The following is a 25,824-nucleotide window of genomic DNA, read 5'->3' as shown; positions in this document are numbered from 1 at the left end:
TCCTACATAGCCTATGAAACCCGATTCCAAGACGAGCAACGATATTTCCTTTGATGATTTTCAATCTCAAATTCTACAGGATTATAAGGTTGCTGTCACCAGTAGGGAATGCAGCCTGTTGGGCAGAAGAGAAGTTTTATCAGGTAAGGCGAAATTCGGAATTTTCGGAGATGGCAAGGAATTGCCCCAATTGGCAATGGCCCGTGCTTTTCAAGATGGGGATTTCAGAAGTGGCTATTATCGGGATCAGACCTTTATGATGTCTTTGGACCTCCTAAGCCCCACGGAATTTTTCCATGGTTTGTATGCCACCACGGATTTAGAAAAGGAACCTATGAGTGCCGGCAGGCAAATGGGAGGCCATTTTGTTACCCACAGTTTAAATGAAGACGGTTCCTGGAAGGATTTGACCAAACAAAAAAATAGTAGCGCCGATATATCATGTACCGCTGGGCAAATGCCAAGATTGCTTGGACTTGCACAAGCTTCCAAAATTTATCGAAACCTGAAGGAAGTTGACCCATCCAATTTTTCCAATAACGGAAATGAAGTAGCTTGGGGAACAATAGGGAATGCAAGTACCAGTGAGGGTCATTTTTTCGAAACATTGAATGCCGCCGGGGTAATGCAAGTACCCTTGGTCATGTGCGTTTGGGATGATGATTACGGAATTTCGGTTCCTTCGGAATTCCATACCACCAAAGGCGATATTTCAGAGGTGCTTAAAGGTCTTCAGCGGGATGAAAATAATGATGGATATGAAATTTTAAAGGTCAAAGGATGGGACTATACTGGACTTATCCATGCCTTTGAAAATGCTTCGGATATTGCAAGAGAGGGACACGTTCCTGTATTGATCCATGTCACCGAGCTTACACAGCCCCAAGGGCACTCCACCTCCGGTTCCCATGAACGTTATAAATCAGCAGAACGTCTTGAATGGGAACGGGAAAATGATTGTAATAAGAGGTTCAGGGAATGGGTCATTGAAAATGGTATCGCCACCGAAGAGGAACTCAAGGGACTCGAAAGAGAAATAAAACAAAAAGTCAGGGCTGCAAAAAAAGAAGCCTGGTCAGAGTTTCTTAAGCCCCATCTGGACGCCAAAAAGCAATTGGTCAAGCTTTTGGAAAGTGTAGCCAGCCAAAGTCCGAACAGAACATTTATTGGTAAAGTGAAGAATGACTTGATTGCCATTGAGGAGCCTCTAAAAAAGGACCTCGCAGCACAATCAAGAAAGGCATTGCGCTATCTGCTAGGTGAATCTACTCCGGAAAAAAGAGAGCTTCAACAATGGATAAATAATTTTCTAAGTACCAATCAGCCAAAATATAGTTCACACCTTTACAGTGAATTGGAAAATAATGCGACCACCGTTACCACCCAATCACCGGAATATTCCAGCGAAACCGAAATGGTCGATGGCAGGATTATTTTGAGGGACAATTTTGATGCGCTGTTTGCAAAACATCCTGAAACCATGGTATTTGGTGAAGATACTGGAAATATTGGGGATGTTAACCAAGGATTGGAAGGTCTACAGAAAAAATATGGAGAGCTGCGCGTAGCGGATACTGGGATTAGAGAAACAACCATTGTCGGGCAAGGTATAGGCTTGGCCTTAAGAGGTCTCAGACCTATTGCCGAAATACAATATTTGGATTACATCCTTTATGGCTTGCAGACTTTAAGTGATGATTTGGCCACCTTGATGTATCGAACTGTCGGTAAACAAAAAGCTCCGTTGATCATTAGGACCAGAGGTCACAGACTTGAAGGTATTTGGCATTCAGGCTCTCCGATGGGCGGACTTATTCATCTGTTAAGAGGGATGTATATTCTTGTCCCAAGGAACATGACCCAAGCCGCTGGTTTTTATAACACCTTGATGAAAAGTGATGAGCCCGCATTGGTCATCGAAAGTCTTAATGGGTATCGTTTAAAGGAAAAGAAACCAGCCAATCTTGGTGAATTCTGCACTCCAATTGGAAAAGTAGAGGTTATGAAGGAAGGGGCTGATATCACACTTCTTTCCTATGGTTCGACCTTAAGGATTGTTGAGAAGGTTGCCTCCGAGCTTTTGGAAGTAGGTATCGATGCCGAAGTCATAGATGCGCAGTCACTACTACCTTTTGATTTAGACCATGATGTGGTAAAAAGTCTGAAAAAGACCAATAGATTGTTGATCATTGATGAAGATGTACCTGGGGGTTGTTCAGCATATCTGATGCAGGAGATCATGGAAAAACAAGGTGGATACAAATACCTTGACAGTGCTCCCCAGACCTTGACTTCAAAGGAGCATAGACCCGCTTATGCCTCGGATGGTGATTATTTTTCCAAACCCAATGCCGAGGATATTTTCGAAAAGGTCTACGAAATCATGAGCGAAAGCAATCCTGAGGAATATCCTACTTTAAGATAAAACTAAGCTCGCTTTTAGCGGGTATTTTCTTTAAGAATGTAATTTCAGTGTTGTTCGCTTTAACTTCCATGCCAGATATGACGGGGCATAAGTTTTGGTTTCCCAATCCATATACATTTATCTGTCAATCAGAATCTTGCTAATTATCAAGGATGCCTCTTGTAAAGAACCGACCATGCCTTGATTATCAATTTAATGACATTTTTATCCTTTATTAAGGACATTATTTATACATTCGGGAAATTAAAATCCCCCATCATGAAAAATAATCTTTTGATTCACCTAGGTCTAGCACTCCTTCGCATAGTTCCTTCAGCCCTACTAATGACCCATGGTTATCCAAAACTTCAAAAACTTATCAGTGGAGATACCGAATGGTTAAATCCAATAGGTATTGGACAGGCGCCTTCGCTTTTTTTGGCTATGCTCGGTGAGTTTATTTGCCCTATTCTAATCATTATTGGATTTAAGACCAGATGGGCGGCTATTCCATCCGCGATAACCATGTTTGTGGCAGCTTTTATCCACCATGCTTCCGACCCTCTTGGTAAAAAAGAGCTTGCCCTGGTTTATTTTGTTGTTTTTGTGGTGATTTATCTGCTGGGTCCCGGTAAATACAGCGTAGACAAAAAATAAGTTAGTCTATTTGAACCAGTAGTTCTTTCAATAGATCTGCCTGGGATAAATTATTGGCATTTACACCTTTACTTTTTAAGTCCAATTTCCTTAATCCGGAAACAATCGCACTGACCCGTTTCATGGGGTAATTTTTGGCAGCTGTGGTGAATTCATTTACGAAATAAGGATTCACTCCAAGCACTTTGGAAACATTGCCTGGTGAATGGTCCTGAAGACCATGATATTGCAATAGCTGGGTAAAAAAGGTGCTCAACAAGGATATGGTCACCACAAAAGGATTGTCCTTTGGATTCTGAGCAAAATAGTCAATGATACGGACGGCGTTCTTTATATTTTTTTCACCGATCGCCTTTTTTAGCTCAAAATTGTTGAAATCTTTGCTGATTCCAATATGTTGTTCTATCAGCTCTGGGGTAATCTCAGTTCCTTCGGGTACAACCAAGGTCAGTTTATCCAGTTCATTGTTGATTTTGCTCAAATCAGTACCCAAAAACTCAACCAACAACACACTGGCTTTCGGGGTAATTTTATATTTTTTGCCGCTAAGTGTTCTCCTTATCCATTCAGAAACTTGGTTTTCATAGAGCTTTTTACTTTCAAAAAGTTCGCCATTTTTCTGGATCGCTTTGTATAGTTTCTTCCGCTTATCAAGTTTCTTGTATTTGTAGCAAATGACCAATACTGTTGAAGGCTGCGGATTTTCTACATAAGAAATAAACTTCTCAATGTTACGCGACAGATGTTGGGCCTCCTTAACAATGACCACCTGATGCTCCGCCATCATGGGAAACCGTTTGGCGTTTGAAATTACTTCATCCACACTAGTGTCCTTGCCATACAATACCATCTGATTGAATCCCTTCTCTTCCTCCGCAAGAACGTTGTCCCCAATATATTTCGATATCTTATCAATATAGTAGGGCTCCTCCCCCATCAAAAAATATACTGGTTTGGGAGAACCTTGATCTATATTGTCCACTATTTCCTTAATCTTATCCATTCAGAAAAAATCATCAAATTTGTCCAATGCAACGATTGAACTTCCCCGGGTATCAGTTTAGAATCAAAAGTAGCGAAAATAGCCTCCATATTTTTGACTTGATCCGCAAAAAATTTGTGCTGCTCCAACCTGAGGAATGGGTACGTCAACATGTGCTACATTTTTTGATTTTCACCAAGAACTATCCAAAGAGTCTTATCAATGTGGAGAAGCAATTGACTGTGAACACTTTGAAAAAACGATATGACATTGTTGTATTCAAATCGGACGGAAGCATTGATATTTTGGTGGAATGCAAAGCACCAGAAGTTAAAATTGATCAGTCAACCTTTGATCAAATTGCCCAGTACAATCTCAAATTGAAGTCAAATTATCTGATGGTGACCAATGGAATGGAGCATTATTATTGCAAAATGGACTTTAATCGTGAAAAATACACGTTTTTGAAGGAAATTCCTGATTTTAGCCGTTAATTTGCTGCCGTTTTGAAAGTTGCTATAGTCATATTGAATTGGAACGGTGAAGGCTTGTTGGAAAGATTTCTTCCCGCGGTGGCTGCCCACTCCGATGATGCTGACATATACGTGGTTGACAACGCCAGTACGGATGGATCGATTGCATTCTTAAAAAGCAACTATCCGAGGATAGGTGTTGTTCAAAACGCCTCCAATGGAGGTTTTGCAAAAGGATACAACGACGGGTTAAAGCACATACAGGCCGACGTATATTGTCTTTTGAATTCCGATGTTGAAGTAACTCCCAACTGGTTAGGCCCCATTCTGAAAACTTTCAAAAACAATCCAGAAGCGGCCATTATTCAACCTAAAATTCTAGACTTAAACCGGAAGGAATATTTTGAATATGCCGGAGCCGCTGGCGGATTTATTGACATGCTGGGATATCCTTTTTGTAGGGGAAGAATATTCCAAGCTTTGGAAAAAGATGAAGGTCAATATAATGATGTCAGGGAAGTATTTTGGGCAACCGGGGCTTGTATGTTCATCAAAAGTGATGTTTTTGCAGCATTGAAAGGATTTGATGAAGACTATTTTGCGCATCAGGAAGAAATAGATCTTTGCTGGCGGGCCAAAAATTCTGGACACAAGGTTTTTTACGTTGGAGAAAGCCATGTTTATCACATGGGAGGATCCACACTCAAAAACATGGATCCCAAAAAGACTTTTCTAAATTTCAGGAACTCTCTTTACTCCATTACCAAAAACCTACCGGGCAAAAGGGCTTTTTCGCTTATATTTTTGAGATTGCTATTGGATGGAATAGCAGGATTGCGTTTTATTTTTCAATTCAAGTTTAATCACTGTATGGCCATTTTAAAGGCGCATATGAGTTTTTATATTAATTTTAGAAAGATTTACAGCAAAAGGGAAAAAGCTAATTTTTTGCAAAAATATTATTCTACAAGATCCATCGTTTGGTCTCATTTCGTACATCAAGTAAAGAATTTTAACATTTTAGTAAAAGATTAACTAAGCCAGACCGCATGTACATTGCATTTTATATAATTTTGGTCTCTGTTTTCAATACTGAAATAAACCACAAACATATCTATAATTTATATCTACAATTATGAAAAAAATTTTCCTCGGAACACTATCAATGGCAATTTTGTTGTCTTCCTGCGTATCACAGAAAAAATATGCAGAACTTGAAGCCAAACAAAAAGAAACTCAGGATCTATTGAATTCTGCAACAGTTAAACTTAACGACTGTTTGGAAGAAAATGCTACGACTTCATCAAGACTTAAAACCCTAGAAGATCAAAATGCTTTCCTTAAAGCGAATAACCAAGAGTTGATCAACAACATGGGTAACTTGACAACACTTACAGCCAAAGGTGCTGAAAACCTTGAAAAATCTTTGGAAAGTCTTCGTGAAAAGGACTTGACCATTAGAAAATTACAAGATGCCGTTACGCGTAGAGACTCCGTTAACCTTGCTTTGGTTCAAAGTCTAAAAGGAGTTCTTGGAAATTTGGATGACGAGGACATCGAGGTTAGCGTGGAAAAAGGTGTGGTATATGTATCTATATCTGATAAATTATTGTTTAGTAGCGGAAGCTATAATATCACAAGCGCAGCAAGAAACGTCTTGGGCAAAGTGGCCAAGGTAGTTAACAACAAGCCTGATTTTGAATTCTTGGTTGAAGGGCATACGGATAACGTACCTTACTCTAGCGGTGTTCTTGTTGATAACTGGGATTTGAGTGCAAAACGTGCTACTTCCATAGTTAGAACATTACAAAACGATTTTAACGTGGATCCCAAGCGTATGACCGCTGCCGGAAGAAGCTACTATGTTCCATTGGCATCCAACGATTCAGCTACCGATAGAGCTAAAAATAGAAGAACAAGAATTGTGGTTCTACCAAAAATCGATCAGTTCTACAACATGATCGAAGAAGGAATGAAAGATCCTGCCATCGGGGGTTCCGGAAACTAATTGTTTCTTATTACAGCATTAAAAAGCGGTCTTTGGGGCCGCTTTTTTTATTTTAAAAGATATCCAGGTCTCCCTTCCCTTCCCTAACTACTTCAGGATATCCTTTGGATAGGTCAACCACAGTTGAAGCTATATTACCTCCATACCCTCCATCAATGACAACATCAACCAGGTTCTGCCATTTCTCATAAACGAGCTCTGGGTCCGTAGTATATTCGAGGATATCATCCTCATCATAAATCGAAGTGGAAACAATGGGGTTACCCAATTCCGTAACCAAGGCTTTTGCGATGGCATTGTCTGGGACGCGGATTCCAACGGTCCGCTTCTTTTTAAAATCCTTGGGAAGATTGTTATTTCCCGGAAGGATAAACGTATAGGGGCCGGGCAATGCCCGTTTTAATATTTTAAAAGTGGACGAATCTATTTGCCTTACAAAATCGGAAAGATTGCTGAGGTCGGCACAAACAAAAGACCAATTGGCTTTTTCAAGTTTTACGCCTTTGATTCGTGCTATTTTTTGAAGCGCTTTTGAATTGGTAATGTCACAACCCAATCCATAGACCGTGTCCGTCGGATAAATCACAAGCCCTCCCCTTCGGAGTATATCCCCGATTTTCTCAATCTGTCTGGGATTAGGGTTTTCCTCAAAAAGTTTAATGAGTTCGGCCATTAGCAATTCTTATTTATACAAAGAAACGAAGATTATAACCAATGCAGCGAATTAGAAGTGTCAGAACGATTTATCCTTCAATAACTTCCAACTTGGCAAATCTGAGAAGCAGTTTCTTCACATCGCCTCTTTCAAACTTAATTTCAGCCTTCTTATCGTTACCAACTCCTTCGATCTTCAGCACCTTTCCCTTACCAAAGCGGGTATGGTTGACCAATGAACCTTCGGTTAGATTAGGGTCAACAGTGTTGGTGTTGCTTGCTGGGGATGAAATTTCCGGTTTTAACTTTCTAAGCTTACGTAATTGGTTTTCATTAGGTCGCTGTACACTTGGAGCTGTCCCATTTTTGGGCTTTATCTGTCGTAGTTTACTCTTATCCACCTCCCCAAAGATATTCGCATCGATCATAGATTTATAGCGATAACTATCAGCAACCGGGGTAAGGTTTTCAACATATTGGTCCTCTATTTCCTCCAGGAATCGACTGGGCTCTGCATCGATAAGCTTACCCCATCGGTATCTATTTTGTGTATAGGTTAGATAGGCCTGTTTTTCTGCCCGGGTCAGTGCCACATAAAAAAGTCTTCGCTCCTCTTCCAATTCGCTTCGAGTGTTCATGCTCATTGCCGAAGGGAAAAGATCTTCTTCCATACCCACAATATAGACATAAGGGAACTCCAGTCCCTTTGCTAAGTGGATCGTCATCAATGCAACCCGGTCATCATCCCCAGTGTCTTTGTCCATGTCCGTGGCGAGGGCCACATCTTCCAAAAATTCAGTAAGGCTTCCAGTGGCATCCACCAATTCCTTTTGCCCCTCAACAAAATCTTTGATACCATTTAGAAGCTCCTCAATGTTCTCCATCCGGGCAATACCTTCCGGTGTGCCATCCTTTTTAAATTCCAACAAAAGACCGGTCTTCTTGGACACATGCTCGGCAAGGGTAAAAGCATCGGTTCCTTCATTCATTATTTGGAAACTCTTGATCATGGTCACAAAATCCTCCAGCTTGCGTTTAGTGCCGGCATTGATTTTCAACTCGAGTTTTTCCAAATGTTCCATGACCTCAAAAATGGAACGTCCATAATGATTGGCCGCAACGACCAATTTATCTATCGTGGTTTGTCCAATGCCACGAGCGGGAAAATTGATGATTCGCTTAAGAGCTTCCTCATCTTTTGGGTTGATGACCATTCGCAAATACGCCAACACATCCTTGATTTCCTTGCGCTGGTAAAATGAAAGTCCGCCGTAAATCCGATATGGGATATCGCGTTTACGCAAGGCATCCTCAATGGCCCTGGATTGGGAATTTGTTCGATACAACACAGCAAACTCACCATTCTGCATCTGCTGTTGCATCTTGTTTTCAAAAATGGAACTTGCCACATACCTGCCCTCTTCCGCATCAGTGATACTTCGGTGGACCTTTATCTTATTTCCTTCATCATTGGAGGTCCATACCACCTTCTCCAACTGGTTTTTGTTCTTTGCAATGATGGAGTTGGCTGCATTGACAATATTTTTTGTGGAGCGATAGTTCTGTTCCAAACGATAAACCGCCACATCGTCATAATCCCGTTGAAAGTTGAGGATATTACTGATGTTCGCCCCTCTAAAGGAATAAATACTTTGGGCGTCGTCACCTACAACACAAATATTTTGGTACCTGTCTGACAAAGCTTTTACAATCAGGTACTGTGAGTGGTTGGTATCCTGGTACTCATCCACCAGAATATATCGGAACCTGTCCTGATACTTCATCAACACTTCAGGAAAACGGGTCAATAGTTCATTGGTGCGCAGCAACAGGTCGTCAAAATCCATGGCGCCCGCCTTAAAGCAACGATCAACATAATTTTGGTATATCTCACCCAATCTCGGTCGCTTCGCCATGGCATCGGCCTCCACAAGTTCCGGGTTTTGGAAATAAGCCTTTACCGTAATCAAACTGTTTTTATAGGAAGAAATCCTATTCTGAATTTGCTTGTACTTATAAATATCCTTGTCCAACCCCATCTCTTTAATAATGGATGCGATCAGCCGTTGCGAATCTTGGGTATCATATATGGTGAAGTTGCTCGGGTAACCCAATTTGTCACCATCAAATCGTAAAAGTTTGGCAAAAACGGAGTGAAAAGTCCCCATCCAAAGATTTTTGGCCTCTGAATTCCCCACGATCGTGGCAATACGCTTTTTCATTTCACGTGCCGCCTTGTTGGTAAATGTTAAGGCCAAAATATTAAAGGAATCTACCCCCTGCCCCATCAAATGTGCTATTCTATACGTCAATACACGGGTCTTGCCCGAGCCTGCACCCGCAATGACCATCAAAGGACCATCTTTGTGCAGCACCGGGGCTCGCTGGGCATCATTCAATTCATCCAAGAAAGTACTCAAACCTTTAGCTATTTTAAAAGTAGACGTGAAATTAGCCAATAATGGTTTCATGCTAAAATGATGCTGTTAATACTTATAAACACCAGCAAGTTTTGATTTGAATTGAATATATTTAGGAAATCAAAAAAATATGACCAAACCCCTGCTGTTATTTCTCTTCTCCTGCACCTTCTTTTTGACGAATTCCATAGTTTCCCAAACGCCGAAAGCAGGTCCGGTAGTTAACGAATTCGGCAAAGTCTATAAAATTGACAACCCAGATTTCAAAGTGCATCCAGACAGGGAGTATAAAGCTGTAATCGATGTTACAGGAAAGCCAGATTCCCATGATAGCAGAAACCCTTTGATAGAGACTGCAGCACGTTTTTTGAACATGCATGCCCAAAGTGGTGTTCCTGCCAAACAATTAAAGGTGGCTTTGGTGGTGCATGGAGGTGCCTCCAAAGATGTCATTTCCAACAAGGCTTATAATGATAGGTATGGAAAGGACAATCCGAACACCGCACTTATCAAATCTTTATTGCAAATTGATGTTCCTGTAATTATCTGTGGGCAATCTGCGACCTATCATGGGATTGACAGATCTGACCTTATTGAAGGGGTCCAGCTTTCACTGTCTGCCATGACAGCCTTGGTCCATTTGCAGGATGAAGGTTACCAATTGATAAAATTCTAAACTCAAAACTCATATGTACAAAACTCTAACATTCACATTCCTGCTAGCGAGCCTATCCGTTTGGGCCCAAGGTCCCAATTTAGAAAAAGATTATGCTGCTGTTGAAAACAAGGTAATCGAATGGCGACGGGACATTCATCAAAACCCTGAACTAAGCAATCGAGAGTTCAAAACCGCCGAAAAGATTGCCAAACATCTAAAATCTCTTGGAATAGAGGTACAAACAGGAATCGCACATACGGGTGTTATAGGGCTGTTAAAAGGAAATCAACCAGGAAAAGTAGTTGCGCTTCGGGCCGATATTGATGCGCTTCCCGTTACCGAACGTAACGACCTTCCTTATAGATCTGAGGTAAAATCAACGTTTTTAGGTAAGGAAGTTGGTGTAATGCATGCCTGCGGACACGACACGCATACAGCAATTCTAATGGGTGTAGCAGAAGTACTTACCAAAAATAAGGACAAGATAAAAGGAACGGTAAAGTTCATCTTTCAACCCGCTGAAGAAGGACCACCCCCAGGTGAAGAAGGTGGTGCCCTATTGATGGTAAAAGAAGGAGTGCTCAGTAACCCAGATGTGGACGCCATCTTTGGTCTACATATCAATTCGCAAACTCCCATAGGGACCATCAAGTACAAGCCTGGAGGTAGTATGGCCGCCGCACAGCGCTTCGTAATTAATGTAAAAGGAAAACAAACACACGGTTCACAACCTTGGGGCGGTGTGGATCCTATTCTAATAAGTGCCAAAGTCGTTGACGGATTGCAGACCATTATCAGTAGGGAAACAGAATTGACCAATGAGGCAGCGGTAATCTCTGTAGGCAAAATTACAAGTGGTGTACGTTTCAATATTATCCCCGAAAGCGCCGAAATGATCGGTACAATTCGAACATTGGATTATGATATGCAAAAACATATCAATAAGCGCATGGAAGAAATGGTGCCGGCCATTGCCAAAGCATATGGAGGTGAAGCCACCATCGATATCAAGAGTTCCACCTCTATTACCTTCAACGATCTTGAGTTGACCCCAAAAATGGTTCCTACCCTTGAAAGGGTTGCAGGTAAGGAGAATGTTGTGGTCCATAAAGCAATAACCGGAGCTGAAGATTTTAGTTACTTTCAAGAGAAAGTTCCAGGTCTATATTTCTTCTTGGGCGGAATGACTCCTGGAAATACGGAATCCTTTCCGCACCATACTCCAGACTTTAAAATTGATGATAGCGGACTACTGTTGGGTGTTAAAGCCATGACAGAGCTCACCATAGACTATTTGAATATGTAAGATGGAAATGATATTGGATTTTTTGGGCTCGATTCCTTGGTGGGTCTGGCTGCTGGTATTCCTACTATTTGTGGCTATTCGGGATATATTCTTTCAAAAATCCCATACCATCAGCCATAATTTTCCGATTATAGGGCATCTTAGGTATTGGTTGGAAAGTATTGGTCCAGAAATGCGTCAATATTTCGTGGCCAACAATCGAGAAGAACTTCCATTCAATCGCATTGAAAGGGGTTGGATCTATGCCTCTGCCAAAAAGGAGAACAATTATGAAGGTTTTGGAACTGATCGTGACATCTATGCGCACCAGCACATTTTTGTCAAGAACGCTATGATCGGGTATCAGACGCCCACAAACCATCCGAACAATGAAAACCCATACTTTCTTCCATGCGCCAAGGTGATCGGAGCTTACAATAAACGAAAAAAGCCATATCGGCCTGCCTCGGTCATCAATGTGTCCGCAATGAGCTTTGGGTCTTTATCGGCCGCAGCCGTGGAGTCCATGAACAAAGGGGTTCAAAAAAGCCAGGCCTATCACAACACTGGAGAGGGCGGCCTATCTCCCTATCATAAAAGTGGAGGTGATGTTATCTTTCACTTCGGAACTGGATATTTTGGTGTTCGATCTCGGGAAGGTAATTTTTCAATGGAAAAAATGAAGATTTTGGTGGATGAAAACCCTTGCGTCAAAGCTATTGAAATCAAACTTTCCCAAGGTGCAAAACCTGGCAAAGGCGGTGTACTTCCAGGGGCTAAGATTTCCCCTGAAATTGCAGAAATCAGGGGCGTTGAAGTCGGTAAAGATGTGCTCTCCCCTTCCACCCACAAGGCTTTTGGCTCCATTCCAGAACTTTTACAGCTCATCGAGGACATTGCCGGTGAAACCGGACTTCCGGTTGGAATCAAAGCCGCTATTGGGAAATTGGAACAATGGGAAGAACTGGCCGATTTAATGAAAAAATCCGGGAAGGGTCCAGATTTTATTACGGTAGATGGAGGTGAAGGTGGAACAGGCGCTGCTCCACCAAGTTTTGCAGATCACGTTTCCCTGCCATGGGTCTACGGCTTTTCTTCCGTTTATAAGATTTTTCAAGATAAAGGGCTAGCGGAACGCATCGTTTTTATAGGCAGTGGGAAATTAGGCTTTCCGGCCAAAGCTGCTATGGCCTTTGCCATGGGAGTGGATTGTATCAATGTGGCTAGAGAGGCCATGATGAGCATCGGGTGTATTCAGGCGCAGGTATGTCATACAAACCGTTGTCCAGCTGGTGTGGCTACACAAAGTAAATGGTTGCAAAGAGGAATCAATGTTCCCTTAAAATCGGACCGTTTGGCCCAATACTTTAAGACCTTCCGAAAGGAGTTTTTGGAAATCACGCATGCCGCAGGGTACGAACACCCATGTCAGTTTACCATGAACGATGTCCAGGTAAATGTGGATGACGACTATTTGAGCAGTGATCTCGAAGCGGTGTATGGATATAAAAAAAATAAAGTCCCATTTAGGTCGATGCAAGAGCTTTATGATTGTGTTTATTTGGGTGGAAAAATAACTTCCGAAAAAACATCCTAATTTTGATGCGTAAATTATCGAACCAAATAGTACTTACTTATGAAAAAACTATTACCCTTTATCTTGTGTTTATTACTTACAACAATAGGTGTCGCACAGAAGAAAAGTGAACTGATTGCTGAGATTGAAGAATTAAAGACCAACATTCACGATGTTGAGCAGCAGCTTGCAGAAAAAAAACGGGAGGTCGTGTCCAGTCAGGCCAAAGCGGAAACTTTGGAGATTGAAAATGTTGGTTTACGTGATGCCAACGCCACCTTACTTAAAAATCTGAGCAGTTTTTCAGAGCTTTCCAAAAAGAACAGCGAAAATGTAAACAAAACCTTGGCAGCCCTCGAAAGGAAGGAAAAACAATTGAGTGTTTTGAATGAAATGATTGCTTCCAACGATTCCACAACAATCGTGCTGCTGGGAAAAGTTAAACAGACGCTGGGAGAAAACGCCAATGCGGATGTTAGCGATGGAGCTATTGTGATATCGAATAGTCTCACGAATTTATTTGCATCTGATACCTCTTCAGAACTTACTGAAACTGGTAAAGTGTGGTTGGCCAATGTTGCGAAAGTCATCATCGCCAATCCTTCACTTAAAACGGAAATCGAAGGATTGAACATTACCGGGGAATTTGGGGTTACCTTAGATCAGACTGCATCAGTTTCCAAGGAATTGATCAGTACATTACAAGTTCCAGCGGATGCATTGCGTGTTTCTGTTAAGGATGGGAATTTTAAGGAAGGTATCGTTATAAAGATGCAACCTGACCATAAAGGTTTTTACAACAGAGCTAAGGAACGCTTAACTAAAGGGCTATGATCTAAGGTATGGCTCGAATGAGGTCCATTTTTTCAATAATAGCATTTATCGCTTGTACAATATCTTTTGGGCAAGCGGAATTAATTTCCAAAACCCGAAATATAACGGTCGTTGGAGGAACTCCAATCAGTTCTGATAATGCTTATAGCCTATTGACCGGAAAAAGGTTGAGTCAAAAAGAGCTTAACCACTTGTTACGGAACAAGCCAAACGTTTATGTTGAGAATGAATTTGACAAATATGGCAAAGTTGTAAAATATTGGTTCAACCCCAATAAGGTTATGGGTGGCAGGCCTACAACTATTGGTAGGACCGCGACTGGTGAAGAATTTCCCGAGTTCGCGTTCACTACAACCAAGGGAGTGACGATGGATTCCAAAAACTTAAATGGAAAATGGATAATAATTCGATTTGAAGGGCACCCCGAAGACCATATGTTCAAAGCCCATGAAATAGAAGAATTAGATCAAAAAATAGAAGCTTTTGAGCAAGTTGGTCATCAAGTAGAAGCTTTTGATATAATTGGATGGGATTCTGAGAGGGCGAATCGAATTTTTACTATTGATAATTCCCATTTTCATATAATTCCCAACGGTGGAAATTTCCATAGAAAATTCAAAATGAATAGAACCCCGAAAACCCTTGTCATAAATCCTGATGGAATGTTAATGGGATACTACAACTATTCAGAAGATATTGATTTGGCCGCGCTAGCAAAACAATAACATATTGGTTGGCATTCTCCAGTTATTGGTCGATTTAAATCTTAAAAAGAAATCTCTTACCTTAACTTGATTTTCTTTTCAAGGTAAATTAAGATTTCATGGTCGCTCCAATCACAAGATTTCTCTTTGTTAGCATTGTATCACTATTCGTTTTATCCTGCTCACAAGAAAAAAATGCTCCTCAAAAACAGATTGACGCCCTAGGTTACGTAGATCCTTTTATTGGTACTGGATTTCACGGCCATACTTTTCCAGGGGCAGTTCTACCCCATGGTATGGTTCAATTAAGTCCTGATACCCGATTAAATGGATGGGATGCTTCAAGTGGCTACCATTATAGCGACAGTACCATTTATGGTTTTTCGCACACTCATTTGAGTGGGACTGGAATTGGGGATATGGGTGATGTATTGGTACTTCCCTTTACTGGAAATAGGAACGAAAAACCAATTGCCACCTTCAAAAAGGAAAATGAGCATGCTGAAGTCGGCCTGTATGCTGTGAAATTTGACAATTATGATGTGGAAGCGCAGTTGACGGCAACCGAAAGAGCCGGCATGCATCAATATAACTATGGTGCATCCGAAAAAAAGAACTTACTGTTTGATATTGGACATATTTTACAACGGACTTGGGGGCATAGCAATATTGCCAATGAACTTGAAATCGTCAATGATAGTACCATAAGGGGTTTAAAGCATTCTCAGGGATGGGCCTATGACCACAAGGTTTATTTCTATGCGAAATTCTCCAATCCTTTCACTATTGAAGAGATAGTAGTGGATAGTGCCGCAACAAATTCGGGGACAGCATTGCACAAGGGAACCAACATACATACACGTCTGAGTTTTCCATCTATAAAAAATAACGAATCCCTACAGCTAAAAGTCGGAATATCATCAGTGGATCATGCGGGTGCAGAAAAGAACCTGAAAACCGAAATCCCGCATTGGGATTTTGACGCTGTGGTTGCAAAAGCGAAAGAAAAATGGGAGAAAGAGTTGGGTCGAATTAAGGTCAAAACTGATGATGAAGAAGTGCTCACCTTGTTTTACACATCGCTTTACCATAGTATGATAGCCCCAATGCTATATCAAGATGTTGATGGGAGATACCGAGGGATTGACAAGAAAATTCATCAAGCCAAAACAGACGAGACCAACTACACGGTCTATTCACTTTGGGATACGTTTAGAGCACTTCACCCATTGATGACAATTATTGACGAGCCAAAATCCGTTGCCTATGTGAACAACTTGCTATCAAAATATGAGCAAGGCGGGTTATTGCCCAAATGGCCTTTGGCTTCAAACTATACGGGCACAATGGTTGGATATCCGGCTGTGGCCAATATTGCCGATGCCATGGCCAAGGGATTACCTGGGATTGACCCATATTTGGCTTTGGAAGCCTCCATTACCAGTAGTTCCTACATTCCAGAATTGATTGCTGATGAAGCCGAGCCTAGGAAAAAAAGGGTAATGTCCGAGCACAACAAATATATCAATGAAGGTTCCCACATTCCTTCGGACAAGATTACAGGTTCGGTTTCGTATGGCCTTGAAAACGCCTATTACGATTGGTGTATATCTCGAATAGCATCATTTGCCGGTAAAGATTCCATAACAGAGCAATTTCAGCATAGAGCTTTGGCATACCGTCAATATTTTGATGCGGAAACAGGTTTTATGCGAGGAAAAAATGCTGATGGAACCTGGAGGACTCCTTTCAATCCAAAATACTCGGATCATGACCACTCAGATTACATTGAGGGCAATGCCTGGCAATGGAGCTGGTTTGTACCACACGATATAGAGGGTTTTGCGCAACTCTATGGCGGTTATGAGCCTTTTACGGTCAAAATGGACAGCCTATTTTCAACCTCTTCGGAAATCGAAGGAGAAAATGCAAGTAGCGATATTACCGGTTTAATTGGACAATATGCCCATGGTAACGAACCAAGTCATCATATCGCTTATATGTATACCTATGCGGGCCAGCCTTGGAAGACACAGGAACTTGTAGACCAAATTCTGAAGGAATTTTATACGACCAAACCTAATGGTATTATCGGCAACGAAGATTGCGGACAGATGTCTGCTTGGTATATTCTAAATGCTATTGGGTTTTATCAAGTAAGTCCAGGAAAGCCGGAGTATGTCATTGGAAGGCCTTTATTCGATCATGTTGAGATTCCCCTGGAGAACGGAAAGGTCTTTAGTATCGAAGTGGGCAACAACGCTCCGGAAAACAAATATGTACAATCGGCAAGCTTGAATGGGCGAGAACTCAGCGGTTTGTTCTTTACCCACAATGACATTAAAAACGGGGGTGTTTTGACCATTGTCATGGGAAATAAACCTAAAAAACAGTGATGTTAAGATTGGGAATACTTTTTAACCTTTTCATCCGTTCTTGTTTCTATAAAATCCAAAAACAAACTATCCTATGAGCGGAGATGATATCTTTCAACTTTTCGGCTTCCTATTGCCAGCTGTTGTAACCGGAGCTGTTGCATTTTATTTTTTCAGATTACATACCAGAAATGAAGATGGTAGAAGACGGTTCTTATTGCATAAAGATTCGCAAAAGGATACCCTACCGATTCGATTACAGGCCTATGAAAGAATGGTGCTCTTTCTAGAGCGTATTTCCATAAACAGTTTGGTTGTGCGTGTTGCTCCAAAAGGAAAAGGTAAAAGTGACTATGAAAATCTGCTCATCAAGCAAATTGAAACTGAGTTTGAGCACAATCTTTCTCAACAAATTTATATGTCCGATGAATGTTGGAACATCATAAAAGCTGCTAAAAATGCTACCATTCAAATTATCCGTTCAGCTGGTATGAGTGAAACGGATTCGCCGGATAAGTTAAGGGAAGACATTCTTAACCAAACCATGGAAAAACAATCTCCTTCGGCAACCGCTTTGGCATTTGTCAAAAAGGAGGTAAGTGAACTTTGGTAATTCCTATTCCATGTGATCCGGGTCTATAGGACTTGTTTCCTCATTTTTATTTTTGGCATATAAATACCCTCTTTTCCACCAAAGCGTCATGCGCTCTTTGTTGAAAATCAATGAATTTGTGGTAAGGACTGTAGGAGTGTAGTAAAAATTAATGATGGCATCTTTCTGATTGGCCACCAATTTTCCAATTCGGATATTTTGATTTTCAATCCGGTCCAGCATAAAGCTGAAAATGGTTGTCATTAACTCAAATGGGTTCCGTGCAGGCATTCGGTTGAGGTAGTTCACCTCGGTATGAAGCACCACAACGTCCACTTCCGTAGCTCCTCGCCTAACCGCTTCTTCTATGGGCACAAGACTTCCCAATCCACCATCGGCATACTCGCATCCATTACGTTTCGCCAAACTCATAAAAGGGGTGTAATTGGATGAGATCCAAATCCAATCGCAAAACTCATCATAGGTACAATCGTTGATGGATTTATATTCTACTTGATTCAGTGAAAGATTGGAAACCGTCACCACTACATCGGTTTGACCCTGTTTGAGTTCTTCAAACTCTTTCGGGGTAATAGATCTTCGGATAAGCTTTCGCAGATTTTCACTTTCCCCAAAGGTTTTCTTCCCCCGGATAAAGTTTTTGACCACATTCCAGTGATTTATGGCAATGACCTCTACCCCATGTTTCTTTTTAATGATGAACGGACAATTGTTGAAGATACTGCTTTGATTGACGGAAGAGTATATCTCTTTGATCTTGTCCAGTTTGTTCAAGGCCAAGTGGGAAATAAGCAAGCTCCCTGTCGACGTGCCCACAAACAGATCATATTCGTGCTGTGCTTCTTGAATTAGGAATTGCGCCACTCCACCGGCAAAAGCTCCCTTACTACCGCCTCCAGAAATTACCAATGCCCTCATTTGCCCAAGGTTTTGTCAATATATTTTTGCTCCGTCAAGGTTAAGGTCGGGTATATTCCCCTCAACCTTTCTTTGTTGCCTTCTCCTTTTAAAAATTCCTTGAGCATTTTTCGACATGATTTTTTAAAATGCCAAACGTGATGGTTACATGCATTGACCAAGTTTTTTACGGCTTCATCACTAAATGCACCAATACCTTTAAGGTACTGAAACGTCAATAAGCGCACCTCAAAATGATGTTCAGAGCCTGTGTATCCCGTCAATTCCTTGAAATACTTTGATTTATCTGCAGTACGGTACTCGGGTGTAACCAAAGCAAGAGTGAGCCATAAAAGTCGTACGTTTTTATTGGGCAATCCAATGATCTTCGAGGTACCATCCAAATAATGGGCTTGTCTTTCAGGGAAATCCGTCCACAACCGAAAGAGAGCAGATTCGATGGTTTTATAACTCTTATCATCCAAAAGGCTTTCTACCTCAACTTGAATCTCTGCTGTTGTTTTCTTCAAGGAAAGCGCTACGGCCTGTCGTACCTTGAGACCTTCATGTTGCAATACTTGTTTTAGAAAGCTTGGGGATAAGTCCGCACCATAATCCAATAGCAATTCATATTTTAACTCTTCCGCATCAAGTTGATCCCATTTCTTTTCCAGAATGTTTTCTGCGGATTCTTTTTTTAGATTGATTGCATTCCGGATTTCGAAATAGGTTTTTATTGAAGGACTTTTTTTAATTAAAAATTCCTTTACAGCTTTAAATGGAAATTCAGATTCTTGTAGCCATGCTTCCTCATAATCCTGTAACTTCATCCCGGAAGCTTTTTCCATTTCCCACATAAAATCAGCAATCGTCACATTCCCATAAGCATAGTTATTCAGGTAATTTTTTATCCCTTCCTTAAAATTGGCACCTCCTACTCTTTCTCTCAACATCACCAAGGCCCAAGCTCCTTTCTCATAAAACGTTAGACTTCCTGCACCGGAGTCCGTCAAAGCCTCACCGTTCCCTTCCCCTGAAAAATTGTCCAAAGCCCTTGCGGTTCCCAATAGGTGCCAGTAGAAATAGTCGTCCCCAAAAATGTCTTTTTCAGCCAAATAGGCGTAATAAGTGGCAAAGCCTTCGTGTAACCAGTGATGCTTCCCACTCTGTTCGGTAACAAGATTCCCAAACCATTGGTGCGCCATTTCATGGGCATTTACATTAACGTAGTTCTTATCCATAAAGGCCGTGGAATCGACCACAAAAGTGTTTGAGAAAATGGTGGTGCCCGTGTTTTCCATTCCTGCATAGAGAAAATCCTGGACCGGTATTTGTTTATAGTTCTGCCATGGATAGGGTACTCCGATTTCGTTTTCCAAGAAATCAAACATTTCTTTTGAATAGCGGTAGGTGGGTTCTACTTTTAGACTATCCTTGGGTTCATAATATAATTCTATCGGGATTCCAGACTGTGAGTTCACCTCAAAAGCTTTGTAGTTTCCAATGGCAAACCCCAATAAATAACTGCTCATCGGCTTTTCCATGTCAAATTTCCACACGGCCCCTCCCTTATGATCACTGACAATTTCAGTTCGTTTGCCATTTGCAATGACGTTGTCTTTCAAAGGATAGGAAATATTCAAGTCAAATTCCACCTTTTCATTCATATCGTCGAAACTTGGCAACCAATGGCTTGTGTATTTACCCTGTCCCTGTGTCCATACTTGGTTGTTGGAAGGATTTTTATCCTCCCATCCCAAAAAATAGATGGTTTGTTTTGGGGTGGCTTCATAGGTAAGCACTACAGAATGGGTGTTCCCTTTTCTAAATTTCTTGTTGATAGATATTCGCTTCCCATCATTTTGGTATTTAACTTTCTTTAAATCGACCAAAACAGAGGAAAAATCCATGTTCCTGGCATCTAAAAAGATGGAATCCACATCTTTTAGCACATTAAATTCATACTTGACAGTACCCGAAATCTTCTTCTCGACCGGAACAAGTTCCACATAAACCTCAGCGCTTTCAAAATCCACTTTATCCTGAATTTGAGCGCCTAAGAATAGCGTAAAAAGAAAAAAAATAAATGTGGGGGCAACCTTCATATCGGGGATGTATCAAAAGTCCTTCCAAATTACATATTTTAGTTTGATGAATCCCAATTTTCTACAAACTCCTATTCCCTATCTTAAAGGTGTTGGTCCCAACCGGGCTGAAACACTTCGTACGGAATTGGGCATAGAAACCTATCGGGATTTACTGCATCTGTTTCCCAACCGATATTTGGACAAAACCCAATATTATAAAATCAACCAATTGCAACCCAGTGGGGCCGATGTTCAGGTAGTAGGTAAAATCATCCATATTAAAACCGTTGAGCAAAAGCGAGGCAAACGTTTGGTAGCAACCTTCATTGACGAAACCGGAAAAATGGAGTTGGTTTGGTTCCGTGGCCATAAATGGATCCGGGAAAATTTAAAGCTGAACGAACCCTACGTGGTGTTTGGCAGAACAGCCCGTTATGGCAGTACATTCTCCATGCCCCATCCTGAAATGGAATTGTTGTCGGAGCATCAACAAGGATTAAAGATTGCTATGCAGCCTATTTATCCTTCCACAGAAAAATTGATTGCTAAAGGCATTACCAATAGGGTTATCAGTAAGATGGTGCAGCAGTTGTTCTTGGGGTGCAAAGGCCAATTTCCTGAATCCTTGTCTCCGAGCATTCTTGACGAATTGCGATTGATTTCCAAAAGTGATGCTTTATTCAACATTCATTTTCCAAAAAATCAGGAATTATTGGCCAAGGCTCAATTTCGATTAAAATTTGAAGAGTTATTCTTTGTTCAGTTGCAGCTGATTTCCAAAAAAATGCTCCGAAAAAAGAAGATAAAAGGACTTCCCTTTGACCAAGTAGGGGTTAATTTCAATTCCTTTTTTACTGAACACCTTCCCTTTGAGTTGACCAACGCGCAGAAGAAGGTCATTAAAGAAATCCGCAAAGATATGGGCAGTAATGCCCAAATGAACCGCTTGCTGCAGGGCGATGTCGGTTCCGGGAAGACCATTGTAGCCCTCATGTGCATGCTATTGGCGATTGACAACGGATTTCAGAGTTGTTTAATGGCTCCCACTGAGATATTGGCCCAGCAACACTACAATGGTTTAAAGGAACTGTTGGGTAAAATGGAAGTGAAAATCGCCCTGTTGACAGGTTCTACAAAAAAATCGGAACGAACGCTATTGCACAATCAATTGGAAAACGGCAATTTGAATATTCTTGTAGGAACCCATGCGGTGCTCGAGGATAAGGTGCAGTTTAAAAACCTTGGTTTGGCCATTGTTGATGAGCAACATCGTTTTGGGGTGGCCCAACGTTCCAAACTATGGCATAAAAATGAAATTCCTCCCCATATCTTGGTTATGACAGCCACTCCTATTCCACGGACATTGGCCATGAGTCTCTACGGAGATCTCGACATCTCAGTAATTGATGAACTTCCTCCCGGTCGTAAACCTATTAAAACCGTACATCGATTTGACAGCAATAGATTAAAGGTTTTTCAATTTATCAAAGATGAAATCAAAAAAGGAAGGCAGATATATGTTGTTTATCCCTTGATCAAAGAATCCGAAGCCTTGGATTATAAGGATTTGATGGATGGATATGAAAGTATTGTCCGGGATTTTCCAATGCCCGACTACCAAATCTCCATTGTCCACGGAAAGATGAAACCTGCAGACAAGGACTATGAAATGGAACGTTTTGTAAAAGGCGAAACCCAAATTATGGTCGCAACAACGGTTATAGAAGTTGGTGTAAACGTTCCGAACGCCTCTGTAATGATCATAGAGAGCGCTGAGCGGTTTGGACTTTCACAATTACATCAGTTGCGGGGCAGGGTCGGAAGGGGTGCCGAGCAAAGCTTTTGTGTTTTAATGACCAGTCATAAACTATCGGAAGACGCCAAAACACGACTGCAGACCATGGTTCGGACCAATGACGGATTTGAAATAGCGGAAGTGGACTTGAAATTACGCGGTCCTGGGGATTTAATGGGCACTCAGCAAAGCGGATTGCTTAATTTGAGGATTGCTGATATTGTTAAGGACAATCAGATTTTGAAATCAGCCCGGTATTACGCCATTGAACTGCTAAAGGATGACCCTACACTTGAAAAGAGCGAAAATGCATCCATTCTAACAGCTTATTCAAGGATGATGAAACAATCGAATATCTGGAATTATATAAGTTAAAATGCCCAGTTCTCACCGGGCATTTTTACATAGGATTATGTAGAAAAATCTAGTTGATTCCCTCTCCTTTTTCTGCTTTGGCCAAATTGGCAGCTACTCTATCCTTATTGGGTTGGGCAGGCGCGTTTTCCAAAGCGATCTTTAAATGCTTAACGGTGGATTTGTTATCCCCTAACGCAGAATATCCTCTGGCTAGACCATAATGTACGGGCCATGTACCTTTGTGGTTTTTGGCATTCCATTTGAAGATCTCCAACGCTTCATCATTCTTTCCTTGTCCAATAAGTTGTCTCCCATAGCCATGTACCTGAAAAACGGTTCCAAGTGGCAATGCTTCTTCCATCAGGGCTTCGGCTTCAGCTGTTTTGCCCTGCTTGGCCAATATCTGGGATTTGATGCTCAAATTATTGAATGTTTTTTGACTAAAAAACTGTCCGGCAATAGCTGCATCAACCCAACCAAGGGCTTCGTCCAAATCCCCACCGTTATTTTGGGCATAGTTTGCAGCTTGCTCCCAACTTTGTCTACTGAATCCAGGCGTAGTTTGCAACTGTTTACGTATTTCCGCTAGAACATTATTGGTTACATCCGCTTCTACCTTAAATGGGATTTGTTTTTTCTCCCAGCTCAATGAAGCAACTGCGGATGTTGCATCAACATTATCGAAGTTGAAGGTCAACTGCTCTACATGCGGTACTTCCTTGGTTTCCACGTCCACTCGGACCACATCATCCCCAGGCTCATAAAAATAGCTTCCCCATGCCGTATGGTTCTTGGAAAAAATAACAGTGGCCGTATTGTCTTCGTTCACTATCATGTGCAAGCCATACTTGCCCGCTGGTAATGACTTTCCACCTACAGTAAGGTCGTGCGTTGTCTTAAAAATTGTGTTTTCGTTGGCTCCCGCTCTCCAAGGCGATTCGCTGGCGGTGCCAAACCCAAGATTGTTCATGCCATAAGGTACCAGAGCACCCCAGACCTCCCTATCATTTACACTTGGTCGAGAATAAATAATGGTAACATCGGTATTTCCAATTCGCTGTGAGACTTTTGCCATTTGGCTACCACGTGGTAAGAAACTCAATTGGGCAACTGAGCTGTAGGAAATAAAAAAGACTGCAATTAGAATCATGGCCGAAAAGGCCGAGTAACTTTTTTTCATTTGTTCGTTTTTGATGAGTTAATGAATAAACTTTAGGTCGTTCCCCCTAAAGTAGGCAGCGCATTGTTGCCATAGCGTTACAGCAATGTTAAAATAGCGGTAAGCGTGTTAAATTTCATGATGCAATCCACAGATAATGAGCAATTTTATAACAAACCATAGACAATTTTTCGTTTAAGCCGTAAATATGGTTCGGGAATCAGGTTTACCTTTCAAAAAAAGCTGTCCGGAAACAACTTGAAACAAGTATTGCTAACATTAGTTCCATTTTTTGTTTTAAATACCAAAACATGAAAATTTGAAGTGCCTTTTCAACCAAAACCTAGGTTGAACATCGTAATTTTCGTCCCGAAATAAGTATCATTTTTTTTTCATATTTTAAATTTACCAGCTTATAAATTATTGAATGCAGTTATGAGTAAGACACTATTTGATAAGGTTTGGGATTCACATGTGGTACAGCACATAGAAAATGGTCCCGACGTACTTTTTATAGATAGGCATTTGGTCCACGAGGTCACTAGTCCCGTGGCTTTTCTAGGTTTGAAGAACAGAGGTATCAAAGTGCTTTATCCTGAACGTACTTTTGCAACCGCCGACCACAATACCCCAACAAGAAACCAGCACTTGCCGGTCAAAGACAAACTATCCGCCAACCAATTGAAGGCACTCGAGGAAAATTCGAAAGCCCATAATATACCGTACTGGGGACTTGGGCATGAGAAAAATGGAATAGTTCACGTAATAGGTCCAGAGAACGGAATTACGGTTCCTGGTGCCACTATTGTTTGTGGGGACTCCCATACTTCTACACACGGGGCTTTCGGAGCAATTGCCTTCGGAATAGGTACCAGTGAGGTCGAAATGGTGCTCTCAACACAATGCATCATGCAACCTAAACCAAAAAGTATGCGCATCAATGTTGATGGTAAACTCAACAATGCTGTTACGCCAAAAGATGTTGCTCTTTTTATCATATCAAAATTGACCACATCAGGAGCTACCGGATATTTTGTGGAATATGCAGGTGAAGTCTTCAGAAACATGTCCATGGAAGGTCGTATGACCGTGTGTAACCTTAGCATTGAGATGGGAGCACGTGGAGGAATGATCGCTCCGGATGAAAAAACTTTTGATTACATCAAAGGAAGGGAGTATGCGCCAAAAGGCGCTGAATGGGACAAAGCCATGGAATATTGGCAAACGTTGTATTCTGAAGACGATGCCAGTTTTGACAAGGAAATCACTTTTGATGCTTCCGAAATAGAGCCCATGATTACCTATGGAACCAATCCAGGAATGGGTATGGGAATCAAAAACGACATTCCACAGGCCGAGGCCGTTGAAGGCGGTGCAGCCACTTATAAAAAATCGTTGGAGTACATGGCGTTCAATGAAGGTGATGCCATGATCGGAAAACCTATTGATTTTGTTTTCTTAGGCAGTTGTACCAATGGTAGAATAGAAGATTTCAGGGCATTTGCATCGATAGTGCGAGGAAGAAAAAAGGCAGATAATGTTACCGCTTGGCTTGTTCCCGGATCACATCGTGTTGAGGAAGCAATTAAGGATGAAGGCATTTTGGATGTTTTGCACAATGCTGGTTTTGAGTTGAGAGAGCCAGGGTGTTCAGCATGTCTGGCCATGAACGATGATAAAATTCCCGCCGGGAAGTATGCCGTGAGTACGTCAAACAGAAACTTTGAGGGAAGACAAGGACCAGGTGCCAGAACGCTTTTGGCAAGTCCGTTGGTAGCCGCTGCGGCCGCTGTAACAGGCAAAGTAACGGACCCAAGGGAATTAATGGAACTAGAAACCGCATAAACTAAATATAAAAGATATCAGAATTCAGAGCTCAGCAATCT

The 25,824-nt window shown here is 41.4% G+C and carries 20 protein-coding genes; 14 read left to right on the top strand and 6 right to left on the bottom strand.

Features of this window, described 5'->3' with window-relative positions:
- The first annotated feature begins 13 nt into the window (after positions 1–13).
- Positions 14–2,425 (top strand): alpha-ketoacid dehydrogenase subunit alpha/beta, encoded by a 2,412-nt coding sequence (locus ACULLH_RS11640; RefSeq protein WP_454088917.1) that lies wholly within the window; start codon positions 14–16, stop codon positions 2,423–2,425.
- Between the two features lie 258 nt (positions 2,426–2,683).
- On the top strand, positions 2,684–3,061 hold the full coding sequence (locus ACULLH_RS11635) for a DoxX family protein (RefSeq protein WP_454088916.1): 378 nt from the start codon (positions 2,684–2,686) through the stop codon (positions 3,059–3,061).
- 1 nt (position 3,062) lies between these two features.
- On the opposite strand, the gene holA is transcribed toward ACULLH_RS11635, so the two are convergent.
- The gene (holA, locus tag ACULLH_RS11630) at positions 3,063–4,064 is read right to left on the bottom strand and encodes a DNA polymerase III subunit delta (RefSeq protein WP_454088915.1); all 1,002 of its coding nucleotides are present in this window, start codon (positions 4,062–4,064) and stop codon (positions 3,063–3,065) included.
- Positions 4,065–4,090: 26 nt separating this feature from the next.
- Here holA and ACULLH_RS11625 point away from each other — a divergent pair, with 26 nt between their 5' ends.
- From ACULLH_RS11625 to ACULLH_RS11615, 3 genes are all read left to right on the top strand, one after another.
- Complete coding sequence (locus ACULLH_RS11625) at positions 4,091–4,537, top strand: type I restriction enzyme HsdR N-terminal domain-containing protein (protein WP_454088914.1); 447 nt, start codon at positions 4,091–4,093, stop codon at positions 4,535–4,537.
- A 12-nt stretch (positions 4,538–4,549) separates the two neighbouring features.
- A complete protein-coding gene (locus tag ACULLH_RS11620; protein WP_454088913.1) occupies positions 4,550–5,551 on the top strand; it encodes a glycosyltransferase family 2 protein in 1,002 nt (333 codons plus the stop codon).
- 100 nt (positions 5,552–5,651) lie between these two features.
- On the top strand, positions 5,652–6,524 hold the full coding sequence (locus tag ACULLH_RS11615) for an OmpA/MotB family protein (protein WP_454088912.1): 873 nt from the start codon (positions 5,652–5,654) through the stop codon (positions 6,522–6,524).
- 52 nt (positions 6,525–6,576) lie between these two features.
- On the opposite strand, the gene ACULLH_RS11610 is transcribed toward ACULLH_RS11615, so the two are convergent.
- Together ACULLH_RS11610 and ACULLH_RS11605 are read right to left on the bottom strand one after the other, a co-directional pair.
- The gene (locus tag ACULLH_RS11610; RefSeq protein ID WP_454088911.1) at positions 6,577–7,197 is read right to left on the bottom strand and encodes an L-threonylcarbamoyladenylate synthase; all 621 of its coding nucleotides are present in this window, start codon (positions 7,195–7,197) and stop codon (positions 6,577–6,579) included.
- Between the two features lie 70 nt (positions 7,198–7,267).
- Positions 7,268–9,649 carry an ATP-dependent helicase gene (locus tag ACULLH_RS11605; protein ID WP_454088910.1) on the bottom strand — a complete coding sequence of 794 codons (2,382 nt, stop codon included), beginning with the start codon at positions 9,647–9,649 and terminating at the stop codon, positions 7,268–7,270.
- Between the two features lie 79 nt (positions 9,650–9,728).
- On the opposite strand from ACULLH_RS11605, the gene ACULLH_RS11600 reads away from it, so the two are divergent.
- The 7 genes from ACULLH_RS11600 to ACULLH_RS11570 all read left to right on the top strand — a co-directional run bounded on the left by ACULLH_RS11600 (position 9,729) and on the right by ACULLH_RS11570 (position 17,643).
- Complete coding sequence (locus tag ACULLH_RS11600; RefSeq protein ID WP_454088909.1) at positions 9,729–10,274, top strand: DsrE family protein; 546 nt, start codon at positions 9,729–9,731, stop codon at positions 10,272–10,274.
- 13 nt (positions 10,275–10,287) lie between these two features.
- Positions 10,288–11,562 carry an amidohydrolase gene (locus tag ACULLH_RS11595; protein WP_454088908.1) on the top strand — a complete coding sequence of 425 codons (1,275 nt, stop codon included), beginning with the start codon at positions 10,288–10,290 and terminating at the stop codon, positions 11,560–11,562.
- Between the two features lies 1 nt (position 11,563).
- Positions 11,564–13,138, top strand: a complete 1,575-nt coding sequence (locus tag ACULLH_RS11590; protein ID WP_454088907.1) for an FMN-binding glutamate synthase family protein — start codon at positions 11,564–11,566, stop codon at positions 13,136–13,138.
- A gap of 39 nt (positions 13,139–13,177) precedes the next feature.
- Positions 13,178–13,951, top strand: a complete 774-nt coding sequence (locus tag ACULLH_RS11585; RefSeq protein WP_454088906.1) for a hypothetical protein — start codon at positions 13,178–13,180, stop codon at positions 13,949–13,951.
- A 17-nt stretch (positions 13,952–13,968) separates the two neighbouring features.
- Entirely contained in the window at positions 13,969–14,676 is a 708-nt protein-coding gene (locus ACULLH_RS11580) for a peroxiredoxin family protein (protein WP_454088905.1), read from the top strand.
- 98 nt (positions 14,677–14,774) lie between these two features.
- Positions 14,775–17,051 carry a GH92 family glycosyl hydrolase gene (locus ACULLH_RS11575; RefSeq protein ID WP_454088904.1) on the top strand — a complete coding sequence of 759 codons (2,277 nt, stop codon included), beginning with the start codon at positions 14,775–14,777 and terminating at the stop codon, positions 17,049–17,051.
- Between the two features lie 73 nt (positions 17,052–17,124).
- Entirely contained in the window at positions 17,125–17,643 is a 519-nt protein-coding gene (locus ACULLH_RS11570) for a DUF7935 family protein (protein ID WP_454088903.1), read from the top strand.
- Positions 17,644–17,646: 3 nt separating this feature from the next.
- Here ACULLH_RS11570 and ACULLH_RS11565 read toward each other — a convergent pair whose 3' ends face one another.
- Complete coding sequence (locus tag ACULLH_RS11565; protein ID WP_454088902.1) at positions 17,647–18,561, bottom strand: patatin-like phospholipase family protein; 915 nt, start codon at positions 18,559–18,561, stop codon at positions 17,647–17,649.
- Positions 18,558–20,576, bottom strand: coding sequence for a M1 family metallopeptidase (locus tag ACULLH_RS11560; protein ID WP_454088901.1), 2,019 nt, complete (start codon positions 20,574–20,576; stop codon positions 18,558–18,560). Before ACULLH_RS11560 ends, ACULLH_RS11565 begins: the two co-directional genes overlap by 4 nt.
- A 115-nt stretch (positions 20,577–20,691) precedes the next feature.
- Between ACULLH_RS11560 and recG the strand changes: the two genes are divergently transcribed.
- A complete protein-coding gene (recG, locus tag ACULLH_RS11555; protein WP_454088900.1) occupies positions 20,692–22,797 on the top strand; it encodes an ATP-dependent DNA helicase RecG in 2,106 nt (701 codons plus the stop codon).
- Between the two features lie 49 nt (positions 22,798–22,846).
- On the opposite strand, the gene ACULLH_RS11550 is transcribed toward recG, so the two are convergent.
- Positions 22,847–23,959 (bottom strand): DUF2911 domain-containing protein, encoded by a 1,113-nt coding sequence (locus ACULLH_RS11550; RefSeq protein WP_454088899.1) that lies wholly within the window; start codon positions 23,957–23,959, stop codon positions 22,847–22,849.
- Between the two features lie 414 nt (positions 23,960–24,373).
- Between ACULLH_RS11550 and leuC the strand changes: the two genes are divergently transcribed.
- Positions 24,374–25,783: a 3-isopropylmalate dehydratase large subunit gene (gene leuC / locus ACULLH_RS11545; RefSeq protein ID WP_454088898.1), complete on the top strand. Its 1,410-nt coding sequence runs from the start codon at positions 24,374–24,376 to the stop codon at positions 25,781–25,783.
- Positions 25,784–25,824: the final 41 nt, after the last annotated feature.

This window comes from Flagellimonas sp. 2504JD4-2 (genome assembly GCF_053642935.1).
Note: the sequence above shows the minus strand (reverse complement) of the source record. Positions and strands in the feature narration are given on the sequence as shown.